Raw genomic sequence first — 16973 nt, 5'->3', positions numbered from 1 at the left:
CAGGGTGTCACTCCCCTTCCGTGGTCGCGGTGGTGTCGGCGTCGAGGGGGCGGGCCTGGCGGGCGGGGGTCAGCCAGCCGTCCGGGCCTTCGGTGCCGTGGATGTCGGCCAGGCCCGCCAGCAGGAAGGCGTAGGCGCCGCGTTTGGGGGCCCGCGGCTGCGCGGTGCCGTTCTCCCACTTGGCGAAGGTCTCCCGCCGGGTCTTGAGCGCGGCGGCCATCTCGATCTGGGTCAGGGCTGCGGCCTTGCGCAGCCGCTCCCGCTCGGCGGGCACTGGCAGGTCCCCGCCGTCCCGGGCCTTGGCCAGCAGCGCGTCCACCGCCGCGTAGATCTCACTCATCACATACCTCCATGCGGGAAAGGTAGCACAGTTCACCGCATCTAGCGCACATAATTAATCGCATATACACCGCAATATAGCCTCATTCGAGGCGAGTGCTGCTTGGACACTCCGAACGCAGGTGGTCTAGACCCATTCCAATGGTCTAGTCCTCCGGCTGTAGATCGTGATCTTCACGGTAGTTGGGCTGTTTGTCGCCGGTAGTGGCTGGTGCGGGCTCGTGCTTGGTGTCGGCGGCGCCAGGTCGACCAGCGCAGTCGATGGGCGAGATCGCCGGCGTGGCGGGCGAGCAGTGCCGCGAACAGCCGTTGGATCTCGTTACAGGTCAGCGGGCCGAGTTCTGCCGCCGCGGTGTTCGCGGCCCGTTCGATGGCTGCGGTGACGGCGAGGAAGGCGTGCGCGAGCATGGCCAGGGTGGTCCAGCGATGCCAGGAGACCCAGCGGCGGACCTGGTGCTCGTCGAGTCCGGCCAGGCCCTTGGCGGCCTGGAAAGTCTCCTCCACGGTCCAGCGCCGTCCGCCACCCTGACCAGGGCGCTCAGCGAGATAGGGCAGGGCGAGTAGCAACGGTAGAAGGCGAGTTCGCCGGTGCGTCGGTTCCGTCGGACAAGCAGTCACCAGTGGCCGGGGCTGCCGGGCGGGCTATCGATGTCAACCTGGGCCCAGTCGTAGAAGCGGTGCCCCTTGGCCCCGGCCCCCGCCGACAGCCGCTGCCAGGCCCGTTTCGGCAAGCCGTGGGCCAGCACGCCCGCATGGAAGATGCCCGCGCGGGTGGCAATCGGCCGCTTGCGTGAGACCGCCAGCACGTAGCCGATCTGACGTCGCTCCAACTCGGTACTCAGGTGCGGGTCGCCCCCGTAGACCTCGTCGCCAGTGACCCACGCGGCCTGGACGCCGGCGTCCAGGGCCTTGGCGATCATCTCGGTGGCCAGGGCGGGCTTGGTCGCGAACCGCAGGTCGTCGGGGATGCCGGCCGCACGGCACCGGTCGGGGTCCTGGGTCCAGGAGCGGGGAACGTAGAGGCGGCGGTCGATGGCGGCGTGCCCGACCGAGGCGGAGTAGACGAGGTAGACCCAGACCTGGGAGTTCTCGATCCGGCCCGCATTCCCGGTGTATTGGCGCTGGACACCGACACTCTCGGCGCCCTTCTTCAGGTCGCCGGTCTCGTCCACGACCAGCACGGCAGTCTCGTCGCTGAGGTTGTCTACCACGAAGTCCCGTATGTCGTCTCGCACTTGGTCGGCGTCCCAGGGCGCCCGGCTGAGCAGGTGCTGCATGCCGGATGGACTAGCGTCACCGACGTGCTCGGCGATCGTCCAGCAGTTCTTTCTCGGCAGGTCCGCGAGCAGGCCGAGCACGAACGCCCGCGCCCGGCGGCGCGGTTCCACCCGGGCGAACCGGTCCGCCACCTTGGCCATCAGGCCCTCGCATACCGGTTGCCACCGGGCAGGGTCCACGTTGTGGCCCACGGCCACCGGCTGATCTTCATTTGCCGACACAACTTGCGATGATCAACGGAGGCCTTCTCCACGTGCGGACCGGTCTCACCCAGCAAGACCAAGACCTGCGGCTGGAGTGCCGGCTCACCGACCCCCTTGACCAAGCACATAGGCGCGCGCCCCGTAGTACAGTCCGCGCAGACGATCACCCGGGGGAACGGATGGCAGCGACACGTCGCAGGTGGATCGCGTGGTGGCTTAGAGGTCTGGCGTTGGTGGCGCTCCTGGCGTACCTGCCTGGCTTTCAGGCCTCCCACTCGGGCGGACTGGTGGAGGTCGAGCGTTGGTTCGACCACCCGGTGCTGCTGCTCGGGGCCGCAGTCGTGCTGACCGTGGCCTCGGCGGTGGTCGGGTTCGAGTTCCGCACCAGGTGGTCGCAGATCGGCTGCGCAGCCGCCGTGGTGGCCCTCGGTGTCGTCGGGCTACCGATCGCCTTCCTGTCGTTCGCGTTGAACGGTGAAGGACGGGCAGTCGACCAGAAGGCCGGCCCGGACCGCCCGGACCATGTGCTGACCGTGACCAACGTTGCCTTCTCGATCGACCCGGTCTACCGCGTGGAGCTGCTGACCGACAGCGGCTGGTCCGCCCGCCACTGGGATCTGGGAGTGTGGGAGGAGGGAGACGGACGCGGCTACTTCAAGAGCGCCGAGTGGTCCGGGCCAGACCAGATCATGGTGACAGCGGAGAAGGAGATCACGGTCTTCACCGTCGACCCGGTCAGCGGCCGGCCGAGTGAGCCGAGGGTGGCGCCCCGGTAGTCCGCCTGGCCGGCCCGCCGCGGCAGGTAGAGACCGGGCACAGCGACACCGCCAAGCCGAAGCCGCAGCGGACCGCGCTCTCGACCCGGCCGACTGCCCAGACTCTGAGAGGGCGTTTGATGTGGGCGGATTGCCCTTTATGCCCTAGTAGGTCCCTCGCCAGGTTGGTGTGGTCTCGTCCGTTATGCGTTTGGTGAGGTTGTCGATCGAGGCGATGTGGATCATGGCTTCGGAGCTGGCTGGCAGGGTCTCGTAGTCGCGGGCGAGCCGGCGGCGCAGCATGAGCCAGCCCAGGCTTCGTTCGACTACCCAGCGTCTCTTCACGACGTGGAAGCCGCGGACGTCGGATTTGCGGTGGACGACCTCGACGTCGATTCCGAGGCCGGCTCCGTGCTCGATCACGGCATTCTTGAAGCCGGTGTCGACCCAGCTTTTGGTGAGGTTCGGGTAGGTCTTCTTGGCCTGGTTGAGGAGGTGGATTCCCAGGGCGTTCTCGGACAGGCTCGCGGCGGTGACGGTCACGGCGAGGATCAGTCCGATCGTGTCGGTGATGATGCCTCGTTTCCGGCCGACGATTTTCTTCGCGGCGTCGGTGCCCTGGCTGGTCAGAGGCACGTTGGTGGAGGTCTTCACGCTCTGGGTGTCGATCACGGACGCGGTCGGTTCGGGATTGCGTCCTTCCTTCACGCGGGCCAGGCCGGTCAGGTCGTAGTTGAGTTCCGCGAACACGCCCTCGTCGCGCCAGGCCGCGTAGTAGGCGTAGACGGTGCCGTGGTTGGGGAAGTCATGGGGGAGGTACTTCCAGGGGATTCCGGTGCGGTTGATGTAGAGGATCGCGTTGAAGACGTCGCGCAGTTCAACCTGGGCGGGTTTGCCGGTGGGCCTGCGGTCGAGTCGGGCTTTCCTCCAGGCCGTCAGTTTCGGTTCGATCAGGGCCCATCGGGCGTCGGACAGGTCGCTGGGGTACGGCTTCCGCTGGCTCACGCCACAGCGTCTGCATGAGTGTGGCGGAAAGCTCCGTTCCGCCGCCCTGCGGGCGGTTCTATGACTTCTTCAAACCAGACGGACTTCCAGGCATAGAAGCGGATGAGACGGACAGTCATGTCGGCGGCCGAGGTCAGGACAGACTTCCGATATCGGGCAAGCAGCACGAATATGGTCAGGGCTGAAAGTCGCATGACGGAGCAAAGCTCGCTAAACGCCCACTGAGACCGTCCCAGCGACGGGAAACGGCGACCAGGGGCAGCCGCTCGACACCCCGGACGACGGCACGGCGGCCAGCAGCCCGGCCCGGACAACGGCCTGACGCACCGGCGCCCGCTACGGCCGGGCCCCGGGCGGCCTGACCCACCGACAACAATCCAGACCGGGACGACCCTGACCCGTCTCAATGAACTTTGACGAGTCTCCGCGGAGTTTGATTGGCACCCCGACCGCGCAGCCCGGCCTGCTCCGCTAGAAGATCCGGCGCCACCAGGGCTGTGCCGCTCGGCGTACTGCGGTCTCGGTGACGGCGGGGCCGGTCCGTCCCTCGACCTGGGTGTCCCATTCGACCAGGGCGGCGGGGAACCATGTGACGGGCTTGGTGTCACCGCGGGCGTTGGCCCAGGCCGCTACCCGCACGGCGGCCTCCCGATCGGGTAGCAGGCCACGGTCGTCGTCGGTCGCCACGCCGAGCTCGCGCACGCCGTCCTCGTACAGGTTGTTGCAGAGCCAGCTGTGCAGCATGCCGATGTCGTAGCCGAGCACCTCCCAGCCCAGCTCGCGCCCGCCTTCGGCCACTTCCCGGGCGGGCCGGCCGGCCCGGCGGTCAAGGTGTGCGAGCAGTACCGGCTCGTCCGTCCCGGCCGCGACCATGTCGGCGACGAAGCCACCGACATGGTCGGCGGGCACCAGCAGGGCGTACAAGCGGGCCGTGGCTGGCACCTGGACGGGCAGGCAGGCCTCCAGCGCCTCCGAGGCGGTACCGAACCAGCAGCCGTCCTCCGGGAGCCGGTCGGCCAGGCAGCCGGACGCCGTGGTCAGCCCCGCCGCCCGGGGCAGGCCCGAGCCGTTGAGCGGCTCGGGCACCGCGACGAAGTAGCCGGCCAGCAGCATCTCACCGGGCACAGCAACGTCAGGAGGAAGACTGTCGATCATGCCCGAACCGTACCTGACCTGCGACATCAACCTCCGATGAGACGAATCCCTGGCAGTCGAACTCCGGTGAGACAGATCAAACTTCGATGGGACGGGTCAGCCAGGGCCGGGACGGCCCCGCCGCGAGGGCATGTCCCAGCCCCGTCTCAGGCCGAGACCGAAAGCACTCCGACCTGGGGATATGACCTGAGACCGTCCCAGCGAAACGGACATAACCGGACACGGTGGGACGGCGGTGGGACAGGCCCGGGACACCCCTGTCCCGGGCCTGTCCCACGCCCGGGAAGCACCGCCTCGGGCCCGGGAAGGAACCGGACGCCGACCACACCCCGGCGCAGCAGCACCCGCCACAGCCGCACAGCGGCGAGCCCCCGCCCGGCGCAGCCACGGCGGCCAGGAGCCGGGAGCCCGAGCACAGGGCCCAGGCCGGGACGCGGGGCCGGCCACTGACCTGCGGGGCTCAGCCCGTTGGCGGGAGGTGGTTGTCAGGCCGGAAGGACGCTCACAGCGAGCAGCGTCTGCCAGGTCCAGCCGATCGTCAGCGAGAGGCGCTGGATCAGTCCGCCCCGATCCACCCAGCGTTGATGCTGGCCGAACGCGGTACCGGCCAGCGCCATCGTGGCGGCGAAGAGCACGCTGCTGGCGATCGAGTAGAGGGCCCATCCCGGCGAGTTGGACCAGGCGAAGACGAGGCAGGCCGCGGCGAGGGCGAGGAACCCGGCGAAGGAGAACAGGTCGTGCAGAGATCCGGTGCGGCTGGGACGTCGGAGCTGATCGGGAGTGCCGACGGGGTAACCGCCCACCGGATCCGTGCGGAAGGTTCCCGCGCCGAGCAGGCCGACCGCCCAGATGCCGATCAGCAGTGCACCCCAGGGAGGCCCGGCGCGCCACAGGCCCACGGCGAAAGCCAGCGTCAGCAGACCTGCGACGAGGAAGTTGAGGGTCTGCGTCCACCCGGCGCGTCCCAGTGCGAGGGAACTGACCGGATGGCGTGCGGACTTGTAGTCGGTGCGGCCGGCGCCCTCCAGCAGGTACGCGACGGTGAAGAGGGGGCCGGCGGCCATCCCGCAGGCAAGCAGCGTTTGATTACCCATGTCGTCAACCTAGGTTGACGACATGGGTAATGTCAACCAAAGTTGACAAACATCGACACCTACGGCGGCCGGGCGCGGTCCGGTGGCGGGCGGGCGGGCCGGGGACGACGGCCACACGCCCGACCCCGAGAAGCGCACCAGAACCCGAACCGCGCCCCACAGAATCCCCGGCCGACCTTCCCCGCGCACACCCAAGACCCGCCACAGCGACCTCAACCAGCGCGCCCGCGCCGAACAGCAGGCCGTCGGCTGAGACAGTGCGGGGACGGGCCGACTGTCAAGGACCTACTCCTCGCGCAGGAACTCCCGCAGGTCTGCGGCTGCAGCCGTCATCCCCTCGCCGGCCTCGATCACGGTCGTCACAGCGCAGCTCCAGTCACCGGGGAAGAATCCGGACCGCAGGGTCCAGCCCAGATACACATGACCGCCCGAGCCGAACGTAGCTGTCACGACCAGGTGGTTGTTGGCCCAGACCCGCTCGCCCTCCCAACCACCGAAGTCGCGCGCGAGGCCATCGAAGAACTCGGACATGTTGTCCCAGACGGTCACCGTCACGGCCTCAAGCCGCGCACGCACACCGTCATCGATGGCCTCCACGGCGAAGGCGACCTCGTACTCTGCCCGCGACCAATCGAGCATCCGGACAGAGGCCGCCGACGCACCTGCCCCCTGAACGACGAGCTCGACCTGCCCTGGAACCATCTCGATCAGACTCACCTGGCGAAGGATACGGACGCCCCAGGTCGACGTCACCACCATTTCCAGGCGCCGGAGCCGCTGCCACTTCTCATCAACATCTGGGACTCCATCAGGCACCTGGTGCTGCCGGCTCTGACCAACAAGCGCTCTTCGTTCTCGCCTACGCAGCCACCCAGCCGATCGGGGCGCAAGGCAACGCGATCCGCCCCGACGTGGCGCGGCACATGAACCACCATCAGCACCGCACAGGGATGAAGCGCCCTCCTGGAGGCAGCTGAACTCCCGCAGGGGGGCCAACCGCACCGTCCCGGGCGGGCGGGCGGGCGGGCGGGCGGGCGGGCGGCTCACCCTCGCCCCTCCGTCCTGGCCCGGCCGCCTCGACGCGCCGACGGTCAGTCAGCTCGGCCGCCGGGCAGCACCCGCTCGCCGTCAACCTCACCGCGGACGCCCGATCTGGCACCGGCGCCGTGATTCAGTGTCGACCGCGTTCCCATCGCGTCTTGACGCGGGGAGCCATCTCCTCCAGAGTTCACATGTGAACTCAACGAGAGGAGTGTGGTCGTGAAGTTCCTGGCCAGCACGTTGGTCCCGAGGAAGAGCAGGGGACTGGGAAGCCCGCCGCTCAGCCGGACGGAGCGGTTCACCGAGCTGATCGATCTCGCGCTGTGGGCCGAGCGGGTCGGGTACGACGCGTTCGGGATCGGCGAGCGGCACAATCCGGAGCTGCTGTCATCGTCACCTGCGGTGATCCTGTCGAACATCGCCGCCCGGACGTCCCGGATCCGCCTGGTCACCACGGTCGCGGTGCTGTCGCTCACCGATCCCGTCCGCTCCGCCGAGGACTACGCCACGCTCGACCACCTCAGCGGAGGACGGCTCGACCTGATCATCGGCAAGGGCGGCGACGCGGTCGCGCCGAGCGTCTTCGGGGTCGACCCGGCCGACCTGTGGGATCGGTTGGAGGAGGGGTACGAGCTGCTCCGGCGGCTGTGGCGGGAGGAGAAGGTCACCTGGGAGGGCCGCTACCGTCCGAAGCTGACCGAGGCGTCCCTCGAACCCCGGCCGCTCCAGCAGCCGGCGCCCCGGGTGTGGCACGGTTCGGCCACCGACAAGCGGTCCACCGAGCTGGCGGCGCGCTGGGGGGATCCGCTGTACTCGGCGAACGGCACGGACCGCGTCGACCACTACCTGGATCTGGTCGCCCACTACCGCGAGCGGCTCGCCTTCCACGGCCACGATCCCGACCACGCACTGGTCGCCGTGGGCGTGCACTCCCCCATCATCACCGACCGCTCCCAGGACGCCCTGGCGATCGCGCGGCCGATGTTCGAGGCCTCGGTGGCCGAGCACTACCGCGTGCGCGCCCGTTTCCCGTTCGAGTCCCTGGAGGACTTCGTCGAGAACGGATCCGCGCTCGTCGGCACCGCCGAGCAGATCACCGAGAAACTCCTCGGCCTGCAGCGGAAGTTCGGCAACCAGGTGTTCGGCGTCGGGGTGGAGGGGTTCTTCTCGACCTACACCACCGAACTGGCGGTCACCCGCGGCTACCTCGAACGGTTCTTCGCCGAGGTCGCCCCCGTCCTGCGGGCCGAGATCCCCACCACCGTCTGGGAGTGATCCTCAGCCCGCCTGGTCGCGGCGCACATGAGCACGGATCTTGTCGGAGATGGCGATGAGCTGCTCCACCTCGTCCGTGGTGAGGCCGCCGATCAGCTCCTCCCGGATGTGCCGGGCACGGTACGCCCGGGCCCGGCGGGACACCGACAGGCCGTCCGGGGTGAGGGACACCACCGTGGCGCGGGCGTCACCGGGCACCGGCCTCCGCTCCACCAGACCTCGCTGCTCCATGCGTCCGACGTGCTGATGGAGTCGGCTCTTACCGAACATCAGCGTCTTCGCCAGTTCGAACGAGCGGAGCGTGTGGCCCTCGGCGTTGCCCAGCGCATCCAGAACCTGCCAGTCCGGCTCGGACAGCCCGGTGTCCGCCTGGAGCCTGCGGGTCAGCACCTGCCACAGCTCAACGTCCATGTGGAAGAAGGCGTCCCACAGTGCGCGTTCGCGCTCTCGCTGCCGCATGGCTCCACACTGTACCGAGCCACCGGCCGGAGCACGTCGGCGGAGGCCTGGGTTCACGGGCCCGGGCCGCGCCTCAGGTGGAGCGCATGGCGCAGGGGGTGCGACGGCGCCATGCGGCTGGCTGCTCGCCCAGATCGCCCAGGCCGCCGGAGAGCTGCCACCACGCCGGATGGCCCGGGTAGGCGCGGGCCCGGTACAGCATCAGGATGCGATCCTCCGCGTCAGTGAGCAGCACGGTGGCGGAGACGGCGTGCGGCGGCAGCGTTGCGGCGAAGTCGGCGGGAGCAATGGCCGGGGCGGTCATCGGGCCGCCCCGTCCGGGCAGGTCGGCTGGTGCCAGGCGGTGCGCACGACGGTGCCACCGAGAAGGCGGTGCTCGCTGGTCCAGGTCCGGCAGCACGCGCGCAGCCGGTTGGGCGCGGCCGGGGCCTGGTGCTCGGTGGCGAAGACGGTCGTGGTGCCGGCCGGGGTGGCCGAGCGAGGGCGCCGACGGCGGGCGCGCCGGTGGATGCTCGAGGAGTCGTCACCCCGCACCACTGCCCACCCACTCCTGCCCAGCAACCGCTCTCACCCGAACAGCCCACCCCACCCGATTCTCACCAGCGCAGGCCGGTCCGGGGCCGCCGACCTCGCCGGCGCTGCGGACCGAAACTCACCCGGCCCGACAGTAAACTCACCGGCGCAGGTCAGACGGGGTGCCCAAACTCCCCAGTGCAGGTCAGCGACCCGCACCGGGGAGCAGTGGGCGGCGGCTGGTCAGCGGCGCCACCGCGGCCTGGTGCGCTTCGCCTCGGCGGCGGTGGCAGCTGCCGCGGCTCGGCTGCGGCCTGCTTGTGCTCGGCCTCTTGGCGGGCCCGCTGGTCGGCGTCGGCCTGGCGGCAGTCGGCGCAGAGCCTGTCATCGTTGTGGGCTCGTTCCCGCTCGGCCCACCGCTCGTCCGAGAACTTCGCCGCGCAGCGGGCGCACACCGGGCAGCGGCGCCCGCGCTCCTCCTGCGCCCGCTGGTCGCGGGCCCGCTCGGCGGCGGCCCGCTCGGTGCGCAGCAGTTGGTCGCCGTCGGGGTTGTCGAGCGCGTCGGTGAGAGTGTGCCAGCCGAGGCAGCCGAAGCGGCGCCAGATCGGGGCATCGGCCCTGCGAGTGCGCAGCAGTGGCAGGGTGGGTGGCCACGACCGGCAGCGCGCGGTGGTGGTCGCGGGCGGTGATCCCCTCTCCCCGGTACGGGGGCACGTACCAGGTGGACTTCGAGGTGGTCTCCACCGTGTAGCTGCGGTGCTTCAACCGGTCGTTGTCCGGCTTCTGCTTCTCCTGTCGCTGTTCGGCGGTGAGGGGCTTGGTGCCGGGGCGGGCGCGCTTGCGGCCGGCTTCGAAGATGAGGGCGACGGTGGGGGCCCTCGTGGCCGGTGGGCGGGTAGAGGGCGGGCCACAGGCGCAGGTCGTGGGTGCGCTCGCCGTCCCGGGCCAGGGCCTTCTCGAAGGCGGCCTTCTGGATGATCTGGTGTCGCCCGTTCGTGGGTACGGAGGCATTTGGACTGACTTGCGTGTCGTGTGCATGATGGGGTCGGGGCGTGGAACGGATGCCGTACTCAACAGACTTGTCCGACGGGCAGTGGGCCTTGATCGAGCCGCTGGTCACCGCCTGGAAGCTGGAGCGGGTGTCGCGCTCGGCGACCGGGGACCCGGGCTCCTGCGACCTGCGCGAGGTCGTGAACGCGCTGCTGTACCAGAACCGGACGGGCTGTCAGTGGCGGCTCCTGCCACACGACCTACCGGCCTGGTCGGCGGTGTTCTACTACTTCACCCTGTGGCGCCAGGACGGTCTTGACCAGCGGATTCAGGAGATCCTCCGCTGTCAGGTGCGGGAGCGCGCCCGGCGATTAGAGGACCCGTCCCTGGTGATCATCGACACCCAGTCCGTCCGCGTGGCGGCGGGAGTGCCGAAGGAGACGACGGAATGGACGCGAACAAGAAGACGCCCGGCAGGGAGCGAGGACTGGCCGTCGACGTGCTGGGCCTGGTCATCGGTGTGGTGGTCCTGGCCGCCGGTGCGCACGACAACGAGGCCGGCATCGCCCTGCTCGACCAGGCGGCCGAACGGTGCGGGATGCGCCTGGAGAAGGCCTTGGTCGACCAGGGCTTCAAGGACGCCGTGATCATCCACGGGGCGTTGAAGGACAGCACCGTCGAGGTGGTCCGGCGCAACCCCGACGACGGGGGCAAAGGGTTCGTTCCGCGACAGCGGTGGGTGGTCGAGCAGGTCAACGGCACCCTCATGCTCCACCGGCGCCTCGCCCGTGACTACGACCACCGGCCCGACAACGCCGCCTCCCGCATCTACTGGGCCTCCACCGCCGGCATGCTCCGCCGCCTCACCACCCCCAGCCCCGCCTGGCGCGACGACGTCGAGCTGGCCGCGTGAACGTCACCGAACTCCTGCGGCTGTTGCAGGTCGAACACGACGAGACCGCCGCACGCGCCGACGGCCTGCGCGCACAGATTGACCAACTCACCGGCGCCCTGGCCGAGGTCGAGGCCCGCCTCGCCGAGATCGTCAACACCGGCAAGGTCATCAACGGCCTCACGCCGACCAAGTAGTAGCGATCAGCGGCCCAGCCTGTGCCGGATGTATTCCGGTTGGGCCGCACCTCTCTCGATGCGGTTCTCGTCGAGGCCGTTGACGATCCGCAGACAGCCGTCGGCGAAAGCGAACTCCACTGCCACCGTTCCGGCTGCCAGGTCATGCTCTGTTGGCCGCCACTCAAGCAGCGCGACCTCGCACAGTTCCTGACCGACGAAGGGTTCGAGGCGTTCATCGCCGTGAGACCACTGGGGCGTGAGCTCGGACCACTCCAACCCGGCGATGGGCGCTGCGGTGTCGATCGTGTTCCAGCCGATCGAGAGCTCGTCGAGCTTCGAGTGGCAAACCTCCACCTGGAGGTCGTCAAAGTCCAGCACCACCGGGCAGTCGGCGAACCAGTCTCCGTCCTCGATGAAGCGCACCAGGGCGCACCGCGCCAGCCGCCTACCAACGAGCGTCGTCAGACGTGATCCGTGTGCCTGCCGGACCGCCTCGATCCCGATCAGGAAGGACGGCTTGAAACCGGAGATCCCCATGTTCACAGCAGCTGAGTCTTCCGGCCCGCGGCCCAACCGGCCAGCAGTTATTCGAAGCGGCAGGCTCCTCGGTGCCACTTGAGAGCTTGGATTCCACAGAATCACTCGCGTCACCTGACCTTCGACCTGACCCGAGCCCCAGGGAAGGGACAGGCCGGCGATGACGGCTCTCTCGTCGTAGTGGAGTCCCTGGGCGCCCACCCGGATTGCCGGCAGACCGTCGCGCAGGACGCCGCTGATCCAGTGGGGCAGTTCGTGGCCGCGGAGGTTGGTCATCATGTCGGCAAAACCGCGGACGTGGCCGGTGGCGGCCTCCAGCTCAGGGCAGACGGCGTGGATCTCCTTGAGGTCGAGGGCCTCGTCGAGCCGTAGGAGCTCTGGCCGGATGGTGATCCACTTCAGGATTCGGCGGGGCCTGGAGGCGGAGCGAGGTGCTGGTGGCACGACGGTGGTTCCCTTGAGCAGGCGGATGTAGCGGCCGACGCCGTCCCGGCTGCCCTGGTAGCCGAGGGCCTGCACTTCCCGGTAGAGCTGGCTGGCGTTGCGGAAGCCCTCGTTCCAGCGCCGGTGAAGGTAGGACTTGCAGTCGTCCAGCAGGGTGGTTCTGTTCACCATCTTCACCGGGACTTCGTCCCAGGCGGTGGGCGCCGAGCAGACCCGTGCCTTTGCGGCGCGGGCCTGCTCGTGAGGGGTCGTCAGCTCAGGGCGTCAGGTCGATGATCCGGATCGGCTGGCCTTTCCGGCGGGCGAGGTCGGCAGTGGCGACGACCGCGCCGTCAGGGCGCTCCGGAGTGGGGGCTGCGGCGTAGCGGGTGTGGGCCTCGGCCCAGGTGTTCTCCTTGGCCGGTGCCAGGGAGGCGGCGAGGTCGAGATCGAGGAGGGTGACCCCTCACCAGGTCACGGGCAGTGACCGCATCCCGTAGATGAACGAGTCGGTACGGAACTCGCGCTCGCCGGTCAGCCGCAGCCCCGGCAGCCGGCGGAACAGCGTCTCCAGGGCGATCTGGAGTTCGGCGCGGGCCAGCGGCTGGCCCAGGCACTGGTGCACCCCGAAGCCGAACGCCAGCTGCCGCCGGGCGTCCCGGTGCAGGTCCAGCTCGTCCGTCGCCCGATGGTCGGCGCCGCCGAACACCGCCTCGTCCCGGTTGGCGGTGGAGAGCAGCGCCATCACGCCCTCCCCGGCCCGGACGGTGACGCCGCCCAGCTCCACGTCCTCCAGCGCCACCCGGGGCAGGCCGGTGTGCACGATGGTCAGCAGCCGCAACAACTCCTCCACCGCGCCCGGCAGGGTGGCCGGGTCGGCCAGGCCGGGGATCTGCTCGGGGTGCTCCAGCAGCAGCGCGGTCGACAGCGAGATCATGCTCGCGGTCGTGTCGTGCCCGGCGATCAGCAGCAGCACGCCCATGCCGGCCACGTCGTCCGGGGTCAGGTCGTCCCGCGCCGCGAGTCGGCTGAGGGCATCGTCCTCCGGCTGTGCGCGCTTGCGGTCCGTCAGGTCGCGAAGGTAGGCCCGGACCTCCTCCTGGGCCTCCCGGAGCTGCTCCACGGTGCTCTCCCGGCTGAGCATCGTGCGGCTCAGGCTCTGGAAGCGGTCGTGGTCCTCGTACGGCACGCCGAGCAGCAGGCAGATCACCAGCGAGGGCACCGGCAGCGCGAAGTCGGTGACCAGGTCGGCCGTGGTCCGGCCTGCGGTCATCCGGTCCAGTGCCCCGTCCACGATCCGCTGGATCTCCGGGCGCAGCGCCTCCACCCGCTTGACCAGGAACTCCCCGGTGATCATGCGGCGCTGGCGGGCGTGCTCGGGGTCGTCCAGCCGCAGGAAGTCCGGATTGTCGGTGATCAGCGAGCGGGCGCCGGCGATCAGCAGCGGGAAGGTCGGGTGGCGTATGTCGGCGCTGAACCGGCGGTCGGACAGCACGGTGCGGACCTCGGCGAAGCCGGTGACCAGCCAGCAGAGGTCGCCGTCGGGCAGCTCGGCCCTGGTCATCGGCCCGGTGGCGGCGGCCTCGGGGTACGCGGGCGGCGGGCTGAACGGGCAGCCGCCGGCGGCGTGCGGGGCCGGCAGTGGGAGGACGGGGGTGGTGGGTGCGGTGGTCAAGGCTGGGGTCTCCTCACGTCGCGGGTGTTCTCGTGGGGTTCGCGGCCCGGGACGGTTCCCGGCGCGGCCTGCGGGGCCGGCGGCGGGGGTCCGTCAGACCCCGGTCCGCGCGGGCTCGTCCCCGGTGACGGTGATCGCCCGGCCCGGACAGAGCTCGGAGGCGAGCAGGACGTCGTCGAACTGCTCGGGCAGCAGGACGGTCTGACGGAGCCTCACGAGACTGTCCCGGTCGTCCTGCTCGAAGACCGCGGGGGCGTTCGTCACGCACATGCCGGAGCTGCAGCAACGGTCCCGGTCGACGCTCACCTGCATGTCGGGCACCTTTCGCCAGGGCGGCGCCGGCTGACCGGCGGCCGCCTCTCGTTGTCACGGTCAACCTAACCGTCACTGGTCCAACCACGGTGGCCGGATCGGGAATGGCTGATTCGACCCCTGTGTGTGAACCCCATTGCGGCGCAAGGCGTTTCAGTCCGTGAGTACTTCGCCGGACAGGTCGGCGGACCCGGCCGCGCGGACGGCCTCACAAGCCTTCGACGGTGGCCAACTCCCGTACAGAGGAACCCGTTTCGGCCTCGGCGGCGCTCTTGTCCGGCCGGTAGCGCACCACCCGGGCGAACCGCAGGGCCGGCCCGGCGGGATAGCGGATACTGCACTGGCGGGGCAGCAGAGACTGCGCTGGCGGGGCAGCAAGGACTGCACTCGCAGGGTAGCGGGGACTGCGCTGGAGGCCGTCGAAGGCGACCTCGACGACCAGTTCCGGCCAGACCAGCAGCGCCCGGGCGTCCCGCCCGGTCTCCCGGGCGGGCAACTCGGCGGCCTGCCGGGCGAGCGTCCCGGTCGGTCGGTCCCTTGAAGGTCTTGCCGAGCATCACCCACGGGCCGCGCCCCGGCCCGCCGCCCGCCCGGGCGGGCGGGCGGCGAGGCCCACGGACGGTCCCGAGGCGGTCGCACCACCAAGATCCACCTGAGCGCGGAGGGCCACTGCCGGGCGTTGTCCCTGGTCATCACGCCGGGACAATGCGCCGCCTGCACCCAGGTCGAGCCCGTCATGGACAAGATCCGGGCTCCGCGTCTCACGACCGGCCGTCCTCGCACCACGCCTGACAACATCACTGCCGACAAGGCGTACAGCAATTGCCGGACCCGCCGCTACCTGCGGCGGCGAGCGATCCGGACACGTCATCCCCGAGAAGGCAGACCAGGCGGCGCACCGTCGCAAGCGGGGAAGTACAGGAAGGGGCTGTCTGGCTTTCCGGTCTCGGGCAGAGCTGCTCTGAACTGTGGAAACGTCGCGGGCGCCCGGGTGGGCAGGGCGAACCTGCGGGACAACCTACGTCGAACGCCCTTCGCTCCCGGGCTCTGGCGGTATGCCTTTGCACGGTAGGTGGCCATCGTTGCGGGCTGGTCGGCCAGGCTGCTCAGCCTTGTTGGCCGACCGCCGGCGGGCTGTGCCGGGACCGGCCGGCCGGACGGCAGCGACCCGCGAGGATGGACCCATGTCTGCCGTGCCCATCGAACCTCGCCCCCTCAACGCCTCCGAGCGAGCCGTGCTGGAACACCTCCTGAAAGCCGACTTCGCCGGTGCTCCGGCTCTGCTCGGCCAGTTGGACCGCACCGAGGTGGTGGCCACCTGGGGCCCCGGGTCGGTGAGCGTCGACCTCCGGGTCCTCGGACTGGAGCAGCATCCGGCCGCTCCGTCCACGCTGCTGCCGGCCGGTGCCAGCGTCTACGACCGCTCCAACGAGTACATCGGCGAACTCCTGCTCTGGGCAGAGGGCGGCACGACCCTGTCGGCCCTGGAGTACGCCTGGGTCACCGACGACATGCCGACCTCCCTGCCGTCCACCGACCAACTCCGCTGAGCAGCTGACAGCTGCTCAGAACCGGAACCACCGGCCTGTCCGACTACGGTGCACCGTTTGGCCACGTACCGCGAAACGGCACATCTGGCGGTTCGGCAACGACCACCGCCTGGTGGTGGCCAAGGAGGTCAGTGCGGGCTCGGCTGCAGGCCGGTGTCCGGGGCCGGCGGCCTGACAGGGGTGAGCGGCTGATCGGTGGTGCGCTCGATCCGGAGGCTGCGGACGGCGCATCCGGGGTCGCGGTCAAACGCGACGACGTACGGGAACAGCGTGGGGTAGCGGCGGACCCGGGTGACGACGCCGAGGGTGCCGACGGGGACATCCGCGTAGGTGCAGGCGTCCTCCTCCCAGTGCTCCTCGGCGGCCAGGTCCTTGTCGATCCACGTCGCGTGCACCGGCTCCAGCAGCCGGACCCGGTCGCCTTCCCCCAGGCGCAGGTGACTGGTGAGGACCTGGGCCTGAAAGCGGAGCAGCCGGGCCAGCGCCCGCTCACGCTCAACGGGATCGGTGATGGCGCCGGGGTCCAGGACCAGAGCCGGCTGCGGGTCGGGGGCGGGGCGGGCCTGGGTGGGAAGGCGGGTGGGCGTGGTGGTCACGGCCGGCCTCTCGATGGGTCGGGGCCCGGCCTGGTCGGCCGGGCCCGGGTGGTGATGGGTGGTCAGGCGCCGAGGCCTACGTGGGAGACGTACTGGTAGGCGCCGTAGTCGCTGTCCAGTTCGCTGATGATGTCGTCCCAGATCTCTTCGAGCTTGCCCGCGTCGCCGGGCAGTGACGGCACCGGCCGCCCGGACGGGCTCGGCATAGTCGACGGCGGCGTCCTGACGCTCACGCGCGACGGTGCCCTGCTGGATTTCCTGTGGCTCGAATAGGTGGGTGGCACCGAGTTCCTGGCCATTGGTGGGATCACAGGTCCGCGCCCTGAACTCCTCGGTCAGGCGGACCGGCGGCCCGAGCGGCAGGGCCGCGGCCCCGGACAGCCGACAGACCACCGCTGAACACCGGACCACCCGCACCGCGGCGAGGCTAAACGACGGTGGCCCACTCCCGGCACGCCGAACAGAGTCCCCTCGCGCAGCCGTTCCCTGCGAGCCGTCACCGCGACGGCGCCCTCACCGGCAAGGACCGCAGCACTGTTGCCCAGGCTCGACGACGCCCAGCCCGGACACCACCCGCGGCCGCCCGGCCGGCCAGCGGCTGACCACCGCGCACGAGGAGCACGCCGGTGGCACCCACCAGCGTGAACGCCTGGCGAGGACGCGCCGTCTTCCCCGCGACTCCCCACACGGACAGAGACTCGC

The 16973-nt window shown here is 70.1% G+C and carries 18 protein-coding genes and 2 pseudogenes; 5 read left to right on the top strand and 15 right to left on the bottom strand.

All coding sequences use genetic code 11. The annotated features are described in order from the left end of the window. Positions 1 to 7: 7 nt before the first annotated feature. Positions 8 to 340, bottom strand: coding sequence for a helix-turn-helix domain-containing protein (locus tag OHV05_RS34820; RefSeq protein ID WP_405021308.1), 333 nt, complete (start codon positions 338 to 340; stop codon positions 8 to 10). A 173-nt stretch (positions 341 to 513) separates the two neighbouring features. Continuing rightward, positions 514 to 1757, bottom strand: a pseudogene (locus OHV05_RS34815) (IS701 family transposase). Between the two features lie 350 nt (positions 1758 to 2107). Here OHV05_RS34815 and OHV05_RS34810 point away from each other — a divergent pair. After that, positions 2108 to 2596, top strand: a complete 489-nt coding sequence (locus tag OHV05_RS34810) for a hypothetical protein (protein ID WP_405021307.1) — start codon at positions 2108 to 2110, stop codon at positions 2594 to 2596. A 144-nt stretch (positions 2597 to 2740) separates the two neighbouring features. On the opposite strand, the gene OHV05_RS34805 is transcribed toward OHV05_RS34810, so the two are convergent. The 4 genes from OHV05_RS34805 to OHV05_RS34790 all read right to left on the bottom strand — a co-directional run bounded on the left by OHV05_RS34805 (position 2741) and on the right by OHV05_RS34790 (position 6546). Further along, on the bottom strand, positions 2741 to 3580 hold the full coding sequence (locus tag OHV05_RS34805; RefSeq protein WP_405021306.1) for an IS5 family transposase: 840 nt from the start codon (positions 3578 to 3580) through the stop codon (positions 2741 to 2743). Between the two features lie 471 nt (positions 3581 to 4051). Continuing rightward, complete coding sequence (locus OHV05_RS34800; RefSeq protein ID WP_405021305.1) at positions 4052 to 4735, bottom strand: hypothetical protein; 684 nt, start codon at positions 4733 to 4735, stop codon at positions 4052 to 4054. Between the two features lie 485 nt (positions 4736 to 5220). After that, the gene (locus OHV05_RS34795) at positions 5221 to 5799 is read right to left on the bottom strand and encodes a DUF998 domain-containing protein (protein ID WP_405021304.1); all 579 of its coding nucleotides are present in this window, start codon (positions 5797 to 5799) and stop codon (positions 5221 to 5223) included. Between the two features lie 315 nt (positions 5800 to 6114). Then, a complete protein-coding gene (locus OHV05_RS34790) occupies positions 6115 to 6546 on the bottom strand; it encodes a DUF6228 family protein (RefSeq protein WP_405021303.1) in 432 nt (143 codons plus the stop codon). Positions 6547 to 7089: 543 nt separating this feature from the next. Between OHV05_RS34790 and OHV05_RS34785 the strand changes: the two genes are divergently transcribed. Beyond that, positions 7090 to 8145, top strand: a complete 1056-nt coding sequence (locus OHV05_RS34785; protein WP_405021302.1) for an LLM class flavin-dependent oxidoreductase — start codon at positions 7090 to 7092, stop codon at positions 8143 to 8145. A gap of 3 nt (positions 8146 to 8148) precedes the next feature. Here OHV05_RS34785 and OHV05_RS34780 read toward each other — a convergent pair whose 3' ends face one another. The 3 genes from OHV05_RS34780 to OHV05_RS34770 all read right to left on the bottom strand — a co-directional run bounded on the left by OHV05_RS34780 (position 8149) and on the right by OHV05_RS34770 (position 9141). Further along, positions 8149 to 8604, bottom strand: a complete 456-nt coding sequence (locus OHV05_RS34780) for a MarR family winged helix-turn-helix transcriptional regulator (RefSeq protein WP_405021301.1) — start codon at positions 8602 to 8604, stop codon at positions 8149 to 8151. Positions 8605 to 8677: 73 nt separating this feature from the next. Continuing rightward, entirely contained in the window at positions 8678 to 8908 is a 231-nt protein-coding gene (locus tag OHV05_RS34775; RefSeq protein ID WP_405021300.1) for an NUDIX hydrolase, read from the bottom strand. After that, positions 8905 to 9141, bottom strand: a complete 237-nt coding sequence (locus OHV05_RS34770; protein ID WP_405021299.1) for a hypothetical protein — start codon at positions 9139 to 9141, stop codon at positions 8905 to 8907. Before OHV05_RS34770 ends, OHV05_RS34775 begins: the two co-directional genes overlap by 4 nt. Before the next feature lie 1028 nt (positions 9142 to 10169). Here OHV05_RS34770 and OHV05_RS34765 point away from each other — a divergent pair. Both OHV05_RS34765 and OHV05_RS34760 read left to right on the top strand, forming a co-directional pair. Beyond that, positions 10170 to 11020, top strand: a pseudogene (locus tag OHV05_RS34765) (IS5 family transposase). Then, entirely contained in the window at positions 11017 to 11196 is a 180-nt protein-coding gene (locus tag OHV05_RS34760) for a hypothetical protein (protein WP_405021298.1), read from the top strand. The pseudogene OHV05_RS34765 and the gene OHV05_RS34760 overlap by 4 nt, the downstream one beginning before the upstream one ends. Positions 11197 to 11202: 6 nt before the next feature. Here OHV05_RS34760 and OHV05_RS34755 read toward each other — a convergent pair whose 3' ends face one another. The 4 genes from OHV05_RS34755 to OHV05_RS34740 form a co-directional block, all read right to left on the bottom strand. Beyond that, positions 11203 to 12336, bottom strand: a complete 1134-nt coding sequence (locus OHV05_RS34755) for a hypothetical protein (RefSeq protein WP_405021297.1) — start codon at positions 12334 to 12336, stop codon at positions 11203 to 11205. Positions 12337 to 12604: 268 nt separating this feature from the next. Then, positions 12605 to 13813, bottom strand: coding sequence for a cytochrome P450 (locus OHV05_RS34750; protein WP_405021296.1), 1209 nt, complete (start codon positions 13811 to 13813; stop codon positions 12605 to 12607). 93 nt (positions 13814 to 13906) lie between these two features. Further along, positions 13907 to 14125 carry a ferredoxin gene (locus tag OHV05_RS34745; RefSeq protein WP_405021295.1) on the bottom strand — a complete coding sequence of 73 codons (219 nt, stop codon included), beginning with the start codon at positions 14123 to 14125 and terminating at the stop codon, positions 13907 to 13909. 208 nt (positions 14126 to 14333) lie between these two features. After that, a complete protein-coding gene (locus tag OHV05_RS34740; protein ID WP_405021294.1) occupies positions 14334 to 14621 on the bottom strand; it encodes a hypothetical protein in 288 nt (95 codons plus the stop codon). Between the two features lie 688 nt (positions 14622 to 15309). Here OHV05_RS34740 and OHV05_RS34735 point away from each other — a divergent pair. Continuing rightward, positions 15310 to 15675 carry a hypothetical protein gene (locus OHV05_RS34735; protein WP_405021293.1) on the top strand — a complete coding sequence of 122 codons (366 nt, stop codon included), beginning with the start codon at positions 15310 to 15312 and terminating at the stop codon, positions 15673 to 15675. 128 nt (positions 15676 to 15803) lie between these two features. Here OHV05_RS34735 and OHV05_RS34730 read toward each other — a convergent pair whose 3' ends face one another. Then, the gene (locus OHV05_RS34730) at positions 15804 to 16271 is read right to left on the bottom strand and encodes a hypothetical protein (protein WP_405021292.1); all 468 of its coding nucleotides are present in this window, start codon (positions 16269 to 16271) and stop codon (positions 15804 to 15806) included. Between the two features lie 62 nt (positions 16272 to 16333). Beyond that, entirely contained in the window at positions 16334 to 16477 is a 144-nt protein-coding gene (locus tag OHV05_RS34725) for a hypothetical protein (RefSeq protein WP_405021291.1), read from the bottom strand. Positions 16478 to 16973: the final 496 nt, after the last annotated feature.

It is taken from the genome of Kitasatospora sp. NBC_00070 (assembly GCF_045041205.1).
Lineage (GTDB): Bacteria > Actinomycetota > Actinomycetes > Streptomycetales > Streptomycetaceae > Kitasatospora.
The sequence above is the reverse complement of the archived record's forward strand: the minus strand, read 5'-3'. Positions and strand labels throughout refer to the sequence as shown.

Bases quoted from the DNA above. Each gene is read 5' to 3' on its own strand.
- OHV05_RS34820 (WP_405021308.1), bottom strand. From the start codon at position 340: ATGAGTGAGATCTACGCGGCGGTGGACGCGCTGCTGGCCAAGGCCCGG.
- OHV05_RS34800 (WP_405021305.1), bottom strand. From the start codon at position 4,735: ATGATCGACAGTCTTCCTCCTGACGTTGCTGTGCCCGGTGAGATGCTG.
- OHV05_RS34795 (WP_405021304.1), bottom strand. From the start codon at position 5,799: ATGGCCGCCGGCCCCCTCTTCACCGTCGCGTACCTGCTGGAGGGCGCC.
- OHV05_RS34780 (WP_405021301.1), bottom strand. From the start codon at position 8,604: ATGCGGCAGCGAGAGCGCGAACGCGCACTGTGGGACGCCTTCTTCCAC.
- OHV05_RS34775 (WP_405021300.1), bottom strand. From the start codon at position 8,908: ATGACCGCCCCGGCCATTGCTCCCGCCGACTTCGCCGCAACGCTGCCG.
- OHV05_RS34745 (WP_405021295.1), bottom strand. From the start codon at position 14,125: ATGCAGGTGAGCGTCGACCGGGACCGTTGCTGCAGCTCCGGCATGTGC.
- OHV05_RS34735 (WP_405021293.1), top strand. From the start codon at position 15,310: ATGTCTGCCGTGCCCATCGAACCTCGCCCCCTCAACGCCTCCGAGCGA.
- OHV05_RS34725 (WP_405021291.1), bottom strand. From the start codon at position 16,477: ATGCCGAGCCCGTCCGGGCGGCCGGTGCCGTCACTGCCCGGCGACGCG.